Origin of the sequence: Maribacter sp. 2-571 (assembly GCF_050589625.1) — a bacterium.
Lineage (GTDB): Bacteria > Bacteroidota > Bacteroidia > Flavobacteriales > Flavobacteriaceae > Pelagihabitans.
In genome coordinates this window covers 117435-130260 of the sequence record NZ_JBNGOP010000001.1, presented here as the reverse complement: position 1 = coordinate 130260, position 12826 = coordinate 117435, and the positions used below count along the sequence as shown (strand labels likewise).

The 12826-nt window shown below is 41.8% G+C and carries 9 protein-coding genes; all 9 read right to left on the bottom strand.

Annotation, left to right across the window (positions count from 1 at the left end; translation table 11 throughout):
* Positions 1–8: 8 nt before the first annotated feature.
* Entirely contained in the window at positions 9–1418 is a 1410-nt protein-coding gene (locus ACRD7P_RS00485; protein WP_430905500.1) for a hypothetical protein, read from the bottom strand.
* Positions 1405–2499 carry a glycosyltransferase gene (locus tag ACRD7P_RS00480; protein ID WP_430905499.1) on the bottom strand — a complete coding sequence of 365 codons (1095 nt, stop codon included), beginning with the start codon at positions 2497–2499 and terminating at the stop codon, positions 1405–1407. The genes ACRD7P_RS00485 and ACRD7P_RS00480 overlap by 14 nt, the downstream gene beginning before the upstream one ends.
* A complete protein-coding gene (locus tag ACRD7P_RS00475; protein WP_430905497.1) occupies positions 2500–3330 on the bottom strand; it encodes an FkbM family methyltransferase in 831 nt (276 codons plus the stop codon).
* 24 nt (positions 3331–3354) lie between these two features.
* Positions 3355–4788 (bottom strand): lipopolysaccharide biosynthesis protein, encoded by a 1434-nt coding sequence (locus ACRD7P_RS00470; protein WP_430905496.1) that lies wholly within the window; start codon positions 4786–4788, stop codon positions 3355–3357.
* 8 nt (positions 4789–4796) lie between these two features.
* Positions 4797–5768, bottom strand: a complete 972-nt coding sequence (locus ACRD7P_RS00465) for a Gfo/Idh/MocA family protein (protein ID WP_430905495.1) — start codon at positions 5766–5768, stop codon at positions 4797–4799.
* Between the two features lie 4 nt (positions 5769–5772).
* Complete coding sequence (locus ACRD7P_RS00460) at positions 5773–6372, bottom strand: acyltransferase (protein WP_430905494.1); 600 nt, start codon at positions 6370–6372, stop codon at positions 5773–5775.
* Positions 6369–6941 (bottom strand): hypothetical protein, encoded by a 573-nt coding sequence (locus ACRD7P_RS00455; RefSeq protein WP_430905493.1) that lies wholly within the window; start codon positions 6939–6941, stop codon positions 6369–6371. The genes ACRD7P_RS00460 and ACRD7P_RS00455 overlap by 4 nt, the downstream gene beginning before the upstream one ends.
* Before the next feature lie 722 nt (positions 6942–7663).
* Positions 7664–10198: an RICIN domain-containing protein gene (locus ACRD7P_RS00450; RefSeq protein WP_430905492.1), complete on the bottom strand. Its 2535-nt coding sequence runs from the start codon at positions 10196–10198 to the stop codon at positions 7664–7666.
* A 44-nt stretch (positions 10199–10242) separates the two neighbouring features.
* Positions 10243–12156 (bottom strand): T9SS type A sorting domain-containing protein, encoded by a 1914-nt coding sequence (locus ACRD7P_RS00445; RefSeq protein ID WP_430905491.1) that lies wholly within the window; start codon positions 12154–12156, stop codon positions 10243–10245.
* Between the last annotated feature and the right edge of the window lie 670 nt (positions 12157–12826).

Here is a 12826-nt window from a genome sequence, read left to right as displayed (position 1 = left end):
TTTGCTTTTTAAAAAAGACCTCTGTTCGATAGTTTAAACATGTTCCACGCCAGGATGGCAAAAAAAATAAAGCCCAGGTATACGAACCAATGCTTTTCTTTTTGGTGGTAATCCACGGCTATACCGTCCGACATGAAAACGATCAGGAAGGGAAGGGCCAAAATTTGGAAACGATCTTGAAATGATATTCCCGAAACGGCCAAGATCATGATGTACAGCACGGCAAAGCTGGCGGGAAATATGGCCGTTGCCTTTCGGAACTTTATAAAACGGAACAACCCTATAAAAACGAAAAAGTACATGATGTTCCGCACGATCTCGTTTTGAAAATGGGCATAGATACCCAACTGCCGTTCTTCAAAGTCCAACAAAGAGGGAAACGGGGTAATAATCGCTCCCGAGATCAACAAGGGCGACACTAATGCCGCAGTGTAGTTGATGCCCCTGTCTTTGGAAGCTTTGTCCAGTTCGTTTCCAAACTGCTCCGAACTGGCTTCTATGGCAGATTCAATATGCTTGTCCATCGAAAGTTCATACGTGATGAACAAGCTTCCGAAAATCAAGATCAGGGTAATAAAACTGGCAAACACCCGATAATTTTTATTCCGGGTCCTGTAAAATACGATCTGTAACAAAACACAACCGACCAAAAGGGGCACCAAAACGGTCCTAAAAAAGAAAATGGAACCAAAAAGCAACAGAACCATTAAGGTATTGACAATCCTAAAGGCGCTTGTTTTTATGATTTTTGTACAGTAATAGCCAATATTGGCTATAAGAAAAATGAGTAATGTTTCCTTTAGCAACATACCGGTAAACCATAATAACGGAGGCATTAACATGGTGAGTATTCCCGCTATCCTGGCCTGTTTTTCGCCATAAGCGAATTGGGTGATCTGGTAGATGCGAAGTACCGTAACACTTCCAAGAATAGCATTTAAGATTTTGACAGCGGTTACGCTTTTGCCGAATATGGTATAGATAAACCCGATACACAACGAAAACCCATAATCGGCCTCGCTCTTCCAAAAATGGGATAGCGCTTGAAACACATTTCTATTCTGATCGAGGGCGTCCGCTACGATTACTCCGGAGTAATGATAGTTCCATGCATCCGAGGCGGCAATTTCAAAGGGTAGGTTGGCCGGGTCGTATTCCATTGTCAGTACGTACATGGCGGCAACGGCAAGTAGTCGGTACATTAAGCTATGGAAGAAAAGCCTCGTTGCGAAATCGCTTCTATTTTTCCAACCGTTCACATAGGCCCTGACCCCCAAAAAGAAAAAGAGTACCGTGGCAAAGCCGACCAATAGTATGGGTAAGGGCATAATGTAATTCGGAAAGAAAACAATATGGCACAACAACACCGCAAGGGTGAAAAAAAGGGCGATCTGTGTATGTCTCTTACTCCAGGCCATAGTGCAATTTATATTGCCGTTCGGCAATGGTGATATCATAATTTTCGCGGAACATTTTTTTTGCATTAGCGGCTAGTTCACGCTTTTTGTAGTAGGATAAGGCCATAAATTGCCGTAGTGTTTTTTTAAAGGAGGTCACTTCAAAATCATCGGAGACGAACCCAATGGAGGGATTTACAATGTCGGGCATACCCCCGGCAGGGGTGGTAATAATGGGAACGCCCATCGAAAGTGCCTCAAGGGCGACGATGGGCATGCCTTCCTGAACCGAACTGATGACCAGTGCGTCGGCCTCGGTCAACAGATCGGCAGCATTGCTTACGGCCCCCGCCAAAAAGACGTTCGGGGCATTGATCTGTTTTAACTCTTCCGTAAGCGCCTTGTCGGAAGGGGCCCCTACCTGTATGCACATCAGTTCGGGAAACTGCTCGCGCAAGGCCTTAAAACTTTGTGCAAGCAGGGCGTAGTTTTTGTTATCACTGATGTTGCCAATGGCCAAAAACCGAAACCCTTTCGTCGGTGGAACGCCGAACCCGTGCCAGAACCGTTTTACCGCACCTCTTTGTCTACTCGGAACGTAAGGTCGAATGCCATTGGCGATGGTGGTGGTCCGGAATTTTGGAAAATCCTTTTTTATGGCGTCCGTTATCGTTTTGGATAGGGAAACGTGTACGATGCGGTTGTTGAGAAAACGGAGTTTGTAAATGATGCCTAGCACTCTTTTCCAATTCCCAAAACTACTGTGCATGGTATGGATGTACTTAGGCTTCCGTTTAAAAAAGGATAGGGCAAAAACGTAATAGAACGGGTTGTGCAAATGTACATGTACGGCATGGGGGCCTATGTTGTTCAACTGTCGGTTCAGTTGGTATGTCTGGCGCAGACTATACTTCACGTTCCATCCCAATTCCAAATAGGCCACATCCGAATGCAGTGCCGCAATATAATTGTTCTCAGGGTCGGTATGTCCAAGAACCAGAACGGTAACCCGGTTTTGCGACACCTGGCTGTTGGCCAGTTGTACCACAAAATTCTCGGCGCCCCCGATGTTTAAGGTCGATATGATATGAACGATTTTCATTTAGGTACGTTTCCCATAGATCCAGCTATCCACTACCTGATGACCCGTATTGTTGTAAAAAACCTCAAATCCGTTCGCGACCAGGAATTGCGACATTTTTTCCTTGATCTGTCGGTTATCTTCAAAAAGAAAATCGTGACAGGAGACCGCGATATGTTTGGTTATTTTTATGGCGTTTCGCATGCCATCGATCATCGGTAGCTCGGAACCCTCGATGTTGGCTTTTAAAAAATCGATTTTATCGATGTTTTTGACCTTTACCAAATGGTCCAGGGTAATGCCGTCCACTTTTGTTCCTTTGGCATTTTTGTTTACCGCATCTACCTGATACCGATCACTTTCTTCGATCCACACTTCTTGGTTATGGTCGGTAATGGCCATATGCAGGTTTTCTGAATTTTGAATGTTGTTCTTCACACACAATTCTTGTAATTTTTCATGGCTGGCCTTACTGGCTTCAATGGAATATATTTTACCTTCTTTTTGAACATGTTCGTTAAAAAACAGGGTTTCCGTTCCGATTCCGGCACCTACATCAACGATGACGTCCCCTTTTTGCGGTAGGTAATGCTTGCAGGCAATTCGTTTTATTCCATTGTATAGTTTGGTTTTACTGAAATAGAAATAGGGCTCTTTTACCATGTACAAATGGCTTCCGTTACTTTTTAGCCAGTACATATCGTGTTCGGGGTCGTATGAGATGGTATTGTTTTTATGGATGAGAACGCTACTTACCATACTCAAAAAGCGTGCTTTCTGTGTTTTCTTCGGAAAAAGTGCCGCTATGGTGTTAACCAGAAATTCGGTGGATTTGCGCAGTTGTTTTTTCATGGTCGTTAGGGTAGAAAATTGGGTTTATAATTTTTTTGAGATGATTCGTTTTATTTCGTACAGTTCCTGAAATTTCATGATGTGGGAAATACCCAAGTAAAAAATGCCGCAGAGTACGCCCCCGCTTACCAGGCGAAGGGCGATGCTCGGTATCAAAAAACAAATAAAAAAGCTTGGGATAACCGCCAAACAGGCGGCAACGGCATAGGGTGATAGGTCCGCCAACTGTTTAAAGGCGCCATATTTAAGGTCCTTTCCCGTATAGTGGGAATTGATGAAAAAGCTAAGGCAGGAAACGCTGATATAGCCAAAGGTCATGGCCGTTAAACCGAACTTGTACGTCAGTACTATGGCGACAACCGTTAGTGCGTTCTTGATCATTTCCAGCTTTAAAAAAAGGTCGGATCTTCCTTTGGCGTTCAGGTAGTTGAGGTTGATGTATTGCATCGGATGGAACAAAATATCCAGGCAAAGAATTTGTAGCAATAACACCGTCGGCAGCCATTTTTGGGTAAGCAATACCAGTATGAGCGGTTTCGCAAAGAACAACAACCATAAAATGACCGGTAAAAGAATAAAACCGGTAAGCTTTGTGCTCCGTACCAGAACGTGTTTGGACTTTTCGGTATCATCGATAACCTTGACCATTAACGGAAAGGTTACGCTCTGTAAAATATTGCCCACCAAGGTACCGGGAACTTGTTTGAACAAGGAAGCACGGGTATAAAAACCCAATTCTTCCGCCTTGTAAAGTTTGCCGATGATGATCAGGAACAGGTTTCTAAAGAATATTTTCAACAGTTCGGAGAGCATTAGTTTTGATCCAAAGGAGAAGAGAGATCGAAAAGAAGTCTTGTTAAAGATCAGGGTGGGATGCCATCTGTTTAGCATCCAATACAACAGGGCAAGAAGTACACTTCTGGAAAGGGAATGATAGACCAGGGCCCAAACGCCGTGGCCATTGACCGCTGCATAAATACCGATACTGCCACTGATGACCGACGATGTAATATGGGCAATGGCCTGCGTCCTGAAATCTATTTGTCGCGCCATCATCGCCTTATGTACCACTGTGGTGGAAAGGATGATGACACTGAGGGAAACTACCTTTACAAGGTCCGTAAGCAAGGGTTCCCCATAAAAAAGCGCAATGTACTTGGCGGTGCTATAGAGTAGTACATATAGCAGCAGGGCAACGCCCATATTAAAGAACAGAATGGTGGAATAATCGGTATGCGAAATATTCTTTTTCTGTACCAAGGCCGTATAGAAACCACTGTCGACCAAGCATTGCGAAATGGAAATGAATATGGTGATCATACCGATCAACCCAAAATCTTCAGGGGCTAATATTCGAGCCAAAACGATTCCTACGGAAAACTGTATCAACAAGGTCGAAAACTTATCGATACTGCTCCATAAAAGTCCTTTTTTTGCCTTGTTTTCTAATGCCCCCATTTTTTGTTTTAAGATGCTTGATGCAGCATGCGGTTCGGTTTCATAAAGGGGTGATAATCCCCCTTGAGTTTGGCGATGGGTGCGGTTCGGATCGCATGTACGATTTCAATCGATTGCTTGGCATCCATTAGTCCGAACCCCTTGCCCTCCAAAATGGCCTCGTAACTCTTGTTATGCAACTCGGTAAAGCCCGTACTGAATTCAATTTCTTCCCCGTTTACCCGAATAGAACGGTAGGTACGCTTACCGTTTACCTTTATGGGGTCGGGAATGGTATCGTAGTCAATGGACAAGTACCAGCGAACCCTGGCCTTTTCAAATTCCAGATAACCCGACGCACTTTCGTTGTTCAGTAAGTGCACCTTGTTTCGGGTGACCTTACCAAAGATCCAGGAAAGCATATCGTAAAAGTGTACCCCGATGTTGGTGGCGATTCCCCCGGATTTAGAGACGTCCCCTTTCCAGGAGTTATGGTACCAATTGCCCCGTGAGGTCAAATACGTAAGGTCTATTTCATGAATCTTATCCGTCGGCCCATTTTCAATTTTTTCCTTTAGCGCAATCATACTGGGGTGTAATCGTAATTGCAGAATGGAATTCACCTTTTTGTCCGACTCCTTTTCGATCGCTACCAAGGAATCGATGTTCCAAGGGTTGATCACAATGGGCTTTTCGCAAATAGCGTTGGTGCCCCTACGAAGTGCCATGCGAATATGGGCGTCGTGCAAGTAGTTGGGTGTACAGATACTCACATAATCCAACTGGATGTTCTTTCGTCTTTTCAGTTTTTCGATATGGCGATCAAAACGTTCGAATTCCGTAAAAAAATGGGTCTTTGGGAAGTAACTGTCCATAATACCGACGCTGTCCGATTTGTCCAATGCGGCGAGCAAGGTATTGTTGGTATGTTTTATGGCCTGAATATGGCGGGGAGCAATGTACCCGCCAACACCTAAAATAGCAAAGTTCTTGTTTTCCATGGGGTTATGATTTGGTTACTGTATCGTTTTGTAAGTGGTAGGTTTCTGAACTTTCTTCGCAGATCGCCGTACCGGTCTCATCAAAATTGAGCCGACAACCGTATTCGCTCATCCACCCCATTTGCGTGGCGGGGTTTCCTACCATCAGGGCATAATCCTTGACATTCTTTGTGACTACCGCCCCGGCACCGATAAAGGCGTACTTACCGATATCATGACCGCAAACGATGGTGGCATTTGCTCCAATGGTGGCACCTTTGCCAACATGGGTCTTTGCATAGTTGCCCCTGCGGTTGACCGCACTTCGGGGATTTGTTACATTGGTGAATACGCAGGAAGGCCCTAGGAACACGTCGTTTTCGCAAATGACCCCTGTATAGATGGAAACATTGTTCTGTACTTTTACATTGTTTCCCAAAACCACCTGCGGGGAAACGACTACATTTTGTCCTATGTTACAGCGTTCTCCTATTTTCGAATCGGACATGATATGGGAAAAGTGCCATATTTTGGTACCTTGCGCTATAACACAGCCGGAATCGACCACGGCGGTTTGATGAATAAAAGGATTGTTTTCGGTTTGGATGTCCATTGTTTTGTTCATAACCATTTTATTAGTGATACGGAATGTTGTAAATGATTTGCATTGCCGGGAGTGGCATTATCGATAGAGAATTTTCCCAGTGTCTGGAAACTCAATCGCAGTTCATGTTCAATTTTAATATTAAAGCCAAAACCGGTGTTTAAGGTTTTGTTGATATTTTTATTAAAGTAGCTGCCGCCCGCCCCGGCAACGATAAAACCGGTGAACCAACTTCTTCTGGGATTTAAAAAATAGTTGGTAGTGTAGTTTTTAAAAAGTAGGTCCATGGAATAGTAATTCGTGTTGTTCGTATTGTTCAGACTGTTGATTACCTTGCCCTCGTTAAACCGGTTAAGGGCAAAAATGGCCTTTAGGCCGTAATCGTAACGAAAGCGTTGTTCTGCCGAAACCATAATGAGTTTTGAAATGTTCCAATTCTCACTGGCGTTCAACAAGCCGCTAAACCGACTTCCCGAGTTATCGACCACGTTAAACCCGACCCCTACGACCAAAGGATCGTGTTCTTGGGCCGATACCATTTGTAGCGGTAGCAACAATATGACTAAAAGAGCTCCCTTTACTAAATTCATATGTAATCATAATGAATTAACTATGTAGTAATATTACTACAATTTTAAAATGGGTAATTATTAATGTTGTGAAGTGCCCCAAATGTGTTGAGAAAGTGCCCTGTGGTGTGTTACCGATGTCTTTTCCGGTTACTTGTAATGCTAATGTTACGGTACAGGAATTTCTTTAACGATATGAATTTCAAGACTCTGGAGTTTAGTGGAAGAGGTTTTGGTACTTCAAAATGACCAGATTTACTAACGAAAGAGGACTTATGCCGTTGAAAAAAAAGATTAAGATATTGAAATATAAAGAGTGTTTTTTTCAAAATCTTTCATCGATATGATACTATCACACAGCTTTTAAATGGATAGCCCATTTAATAAGTATAGGATGAATGTCGCCATATTAATACACTAAAAGATTTCACATATGCTGTTATGGTAATCATTCCAACTTGTCAATGATTACTCATTTTTTGCACGTTTTTGATGTGTTTTATAATCTGGTTCAGTTTCGTTTTAAATCTGTAGAACTAAAATCATCGAGCGTTTTAAGTGCACCAAACTTCTCATATTTCAAAAGTTTAAATTAAGGGCAAAGATGCGGTACGCTTTAAACAATAGCTATTGGTATCATTTTTTTAATTCCTTTTTTGCGTTCAAAAGTTACTTTTAGCCTTTCGGTTTAAATAGGGCTCATACTGAAAAATAGTATGTTTCCGCTTTCTAAACCTAGTAGGTTATTCCACTATAAATCGGGAACTCCATGCTCTTCCGCTGGTAAAATCAAGCTTTAAAATATAGGTTCCTTTTGCAATACCGGATACGTCGATACTCATTTCTTTTAGCGCAAATTGTACTGTCAGTGTTGATTCTAAAACAACACGTCCTTTGAGATCAAATACGCTTATTAAGGAGACATTTCCCGGTATATCCGAGGTATTCAATTTTAGTGTCCCAGTCGTTGGATTGGGATACATGCTAATTACGGGTTCATCGGCCACATTAGCTTTAAGCCCTGTGCTATTGCTATTTGGTACTTCCAGCTTCCATTGCGTGCAATTGCCCGTAAAATCCTTACTTACCTGGGTTATGGTATTGCCTGCTGATCCAGAGCACCCTTTTGACCGGAACCATTGTCCGGTCTGTCGATTTTCTATTCGGTAATATCCCTCTGTTGTAGGAATTAATCGCCATTGTTCGCACCATCCAAAAGAAGCTTCCCCTACCTGTACAATTTCGACGGTGTCGTTTGCTGTAGAATCGCAATTTTTTGGACGGTACTTCCCTTTAGTAACCTGGTTCCGTATAAAAAAATAATCATCTTCTGTTGGAACAAACTCAAATACCGTACAGTTTTGGCTATCTGTACCACTAAGAATCAAAGGGGTGTTTTCCAAATTTTCCTTTGCACAACTTTTAACTGCTAATTTACTATTGGTAGCCTTGTTTTTTATTTCCCAGATGCCTTCAAATTTGGGTTCGACACTAATGTCGTACAAGTCCCTAATGGCCAAGTTATCGTTAAAATTTTTTCCGATCGGTACTATAAAACTACTCCATTTATAAGCAGTCTCGGCAACCGGTGTCTCATATGCGATGGGCACCCTTATGGTTACGGACCCCTTTCCTTTGGTAACCCTTGTTTTACGATATCCATATTCTGTAAAAGGGGTATCTTGCAGTTGAAATAGTACTATAATATCTCTTTCGGCCGCAGCCTCATAGGCAATTTCAATATCATAACTGGAACCACTGTTTACTGAGCGCACGGCGTCTATGGCGTTTATTACGTCCAAGGGCGTTACATTTTCGCCGAATTCATATGCTCCAATATCGGGAGTGCCGTTGGAACGACTTTTTCCATCCAAGTCTACGACGGAAGATAATGAATTGGTACCGGCATCAATTGCCGGGGAGTCATCTTTCAAACGAAAGTTCTGATTTCCTTTATTCACGAACGACGGATTTTCCTCAATAGCATTGGTTCCCAAAAATACTTCCATACCGGGTAAAAAAGCATTCTGCTCGCCAAATACAATATTGTTGTCCATGGTTACCGCTCCCTTGTTTTCGGGGTACAAGGTTGCCGAGTTGCTCCATCTGTTTTCCGCAAAAATATTATTGGCTATCCTTATGTCAGAAATGTTTTTATTGAATACGTGCATGGCATACTGTCCACTATTAAACACCGTATTGTTATATATGGATATGGCATAGAGATTATTGTCTCCTTCAACAATGGTGTTGTTGGCCGAATTCAATGAAATACCGTTCCACCCGGTGTTGTAGATGAGGTTATTGTATACTTTTATGTCATGGACCGTACCGCCTTCCTCCGCTCCGATCGGAATACCGGTGTGATCAATGTCATGGATGATATTGTTGTAGATTTCGATATTATAGGCTTCGCTATCCCAACCATCGACGTAAATACCATTGGACTTTCTTAGATTATAGATTTCGTTTCCATACACCTTACCGTTTCTTACGTTAATCTTAGAATCAATACCTATTGGTAAATTGGGTTCCCTGCCCACAGCCGTTTGGTCATGAACCTTGTTATTACGTATAATGTAATTTTCAACGCCAAGGGCAATGGTAAGATGTTCATTAAATCCATCGTTTACCGCCCCCGATATGTCACAGTTTTCAACGATTATATTACGGCAACCGGTGTAATCGTCATCAAAAGTTTGCCCCCAAATAGCAATACCGGACGAGCGAGTATTTTCGGTAACGCAATTTTTGATGGTCACATCGGTAACATTAGGTCCCCGCACGATAATACCTGTGGCATTCCCTGCATTTGGACCGGGGTTTGCGTTCATGACCTTAAGACCGTCCAGCGTAATATAGCTACCTCTAACATTGAACAAACCCGTAGACTCTGTCCATAAATAGTTATAGGCCAAACCGTCTCCATTGATGATAGGGATTTCACTTTGGTAGTTTTTTACCAGTATACGGGCGTTCGAAGTTCCCGAGCGAAACATGGTGACGCTTTCCACATAAGTTCCACCTCTAAGGTAAACAACATCGCCTTCTTTAAGGTTTTGAAAATTAACGGCATAATTTATAGTGCGCCAGGGAGCGGAAAAGCTACCGTTATTTCCATCATCTCCGGATGTAGAAACATAATAGTCCGTTGCATGGGCAAACTGTATGCCGATGAAGAAGATTAGAGCACAAAGTGATAGTATTTCATTTTTGTACTTTGATAAAGCGCTATTTGTATTGGGAATATAAGTAAAGCGTTCTAGAAATGATATCATTGAAGTCATAACCAATGTTTAATTGTTTATATAGGTGGTGTTTTTTAATTTTTGATAACAAATGGGGTACTCTTGGTGGTGCCTTGTGAAAAAGTGATATTAAGAATGTACATTCCTGCTCCCATGGCAGAAACATCCAGTACAGGTTCAGTGACGGCGGGCAGGTCATTTGCCGTGAACCGACGGACAATTTTGCCTTGTAAGTTAAAAATGTTGATTTCTTTGATAGTGTTTTGAAACAGTTCGCTATTCAGTTGAAGAACGTCCTTCGTTGGGTTGGGAAATACTAATAAAGACGTGTCGGAGTTTTTTACGACACTTTTGGAGGCAACTATTTTTGAACTTGCACCTTGGAATACTGAAATGTTATCGACGAAAGCGTCCCCTGTACTGTTCTTGCGTCTCCAGACTCCCACAACGGCGGTACCGTAGACGTTAGGTGCTTTGAAACTGACCGATTTTGTTTTCCAATTTCGAGTTGTTGCGCCAATATTATGAGTAGCGATAATATTATCTTTATAATCCCTAAACTGAACAAAAACTGTTACCCCGCCATCGGCCCGATCTGATTTCAGATCTGCTTTCAGGGTATAATTCCGGTTGGGTAGAATGCGATAGCGCAAATCTCTCTTTATGGAAGTAGCGTTTGGAGTTGCGTTCGCTTTTAAGAACTTGTTTTTGCCTTCTGTACGTATTTCGGCAGTTCCACTGATATCCCAATGCACAGGTTTGTCGTTAAAATTACCATTCAAAACAATTGGGTCTTTGTAATCGAGTGTATACACTTGTACATCAGTAGGTTGAAGTAGTCCCTCCAATATATTTCCATTTAAGCTTAGTGTATGTCTTCGTCCATTATTTTTAAATAATGGTTTTAGGTTTGATACGTTGTTTGGAAGATCTTCGATAGAAATATATCGCTCAGCGTTTCCTCGTACTTCCTGAAAAGAGTTTACAACGATTACATATACTTTGTCTCCAAAAATCCAATAGCCATAATACACGTCATAATTGGGATTAAATGGTGAAAAATGCAATTGACCAAAGAGCAATACTTGTTCTATACTGCGCAGTTCGTTCTTAATTTGTATCGACTTTTCCCATATGTCCGGTTTGTCAATGTTTAAACCGTTTTCGGTGGCGACATTTGTTTTCCCAAAAGTGTAGTAAAAAATTGATTTAGCCCCTGCGATAACGCCTAAATACGTATGAGCATCAAATTCGCTTGGAGTCAGCCAACGTTGGCCGTCTTTAAAAAAGTCGTTGTTGTTTGTAGTTTGTCCGTGGAGTACGGGAACTTTATCCCATAACCGACTTGCCTTGACCAAGGTCAATGTACCTACATAGGTATTGTGTAACCACGCGCTGCTAACAGGATAGCTTTGTACTCCGGGTGCATCAGCCGAGGACACATATTCAGGATCGGTACTGAATATAGCTGCGGAAGAGCTGTGAAAGGTAAGGTGGTCATTATCTAAACGTTTCACCAACTCTTGTTTATCATTCAGCTGTTTCGCAGTTAGCCTAAATACATCATCACTGTGATAATATCCTAAAAAAGAGGGGTTGTTTCTAATGTTATTTCCTTGATCGGTAAATATCACGTCATCGGCCGGACTTAAGTTGGGAGATATAGGTGCTGTACTTCCAAAAAGCCCATAGGCCACTCTGACGTCATACGCATCGGCGGTATTAAAAACATTGGTCAAACGACCGAAAAGTGATTTAGGTACTCCGTAGGTAATCATATCAAAACCGGAATTTCCCAAAACTTCAACGGCTGATTCCTTTTTTTCTATCTCATTAAACTCCATCCAGTATCCTATGGGAAAGATAGCCTCCCCATTATGGATGACATTGCCCTTGTGGCGCCAGGTTTCATTCTGAGCGGATAGGAAGGTGCCATTGGTGATGACAAAAAGTAATGCTAGTAATGCGGAATGTGATAACTTTTTCATGTCTTTTTTAATAGATTGTAGTTGTTTTTAAGTTTAAAGGGTATTTTTTGCTCCATTTGTGATGAATAGCCCGAAAAATGAAGACTTCCATTCCAATAAAAGGTATTGAGCTTCGGTTTTAGGGAGTCTTAGATAGTGTTCCGTATTGAAATCTTATTTTGATCTCTTGGATAGCCTGTCCAATAGGCGTATTACGATGACATCATTCGGAACATGTTCGGTGGATAATATGTCCCTTCTTTAAAAACGAATCGGTACCGTTGAGCAGTGAATCTAGTAGTAAAGCAAACGTAAAGAAATCACTCTTTTGTATTATTCAAAAAACGCTGGAATTTTGCATACAAAAAGGGAAAAACATCTGGTCTATCGTATACTAATAGAGAAACACCTTATATGACGTTAGCAAACGAACCGAGTTTATTAAAAGATGTAATTTCGAGGGGTAACTGTTTTTCATTTTAAGCATTTTAATGGTGAGTATAACGCCGAGTATGAAAACTTGTCTTGAAGTAGCTGTGCTTGGTCGAGCATTAACGCTTTTTGATATACGTAAAAAACGAAAGAAAAGATTACCAACAATAAAATTTTACAATGCAGTTTGAAAGCGGTAGGTAGCTAAACATTTGGGACAGAAGCAGTAGTGGTATTGAAGATGTGGCAGGCCAAATAC

Coding starts and splice junctions, on each gene's coding strand:
- ACRD7P_RS00485 (WP_430905500.1), bottom strand. CDS start 1,418: ATGGCCTGGAGTAAGAGACATACACAGATCGCCCTTTTTTTCACCCTT.
- ACRD7P_RS00450 (WP_430905492.1), bottom strand. CDS start 10,198: ATGATATCATTTCTAGAACGCTTTACTTATATTCCCAATACAAATAGC.
- ACRD7P_RS00445 (WP_430905491.1), bottom strand. CDS start 12,156: ATGAAAAAGTTATCACATTCCGCATTACTAGCATTACTTTTTGTCATC.
- ACRD7P_RS00480 (WP_430905499.1), bottom strand. CDS start 2,499: ATGAAAATCGTTCATATCATATCGACCTTAAACATCGGGGGCGCCGAG.
- ACRD7P_RS00460 (WP_430905494.1), bottom strand. CDS start 6,372: ATGAACAAAACAATGGACATCCAAACCGAAAACAATCCTTTTATTCAT.
- ACRD7P_RS00465 (WP_430905495.1), bottom strand. CDS start 5,768: ATGGAAAACAAGAACTTTGCTATTTTAGGTGTTGGCGGGTACATTGCT.
- ACRD7P_RS00475 (WP_430905497.1), bottom strand. CDS start 3,330: ATGAAAAAACAACTGCGCAAATCCACCGAATTTCTGGTTAACACCATA.
- ACRD7P_RS00470 (WP_430905496.1), bottom strand. CDS start 4,788: ATGGGGGCATTAGAAAACAAGGCAAAAAAAGGACTTTTATGGAGCAGT.
- ACRD7P_RS00455 (WP_430905493.1), bottom strand. CDS start 6,941: ATGAATTTAGTAAAGGGAGCTCTTTTAGTCATATTGTTGCTACCGCTA.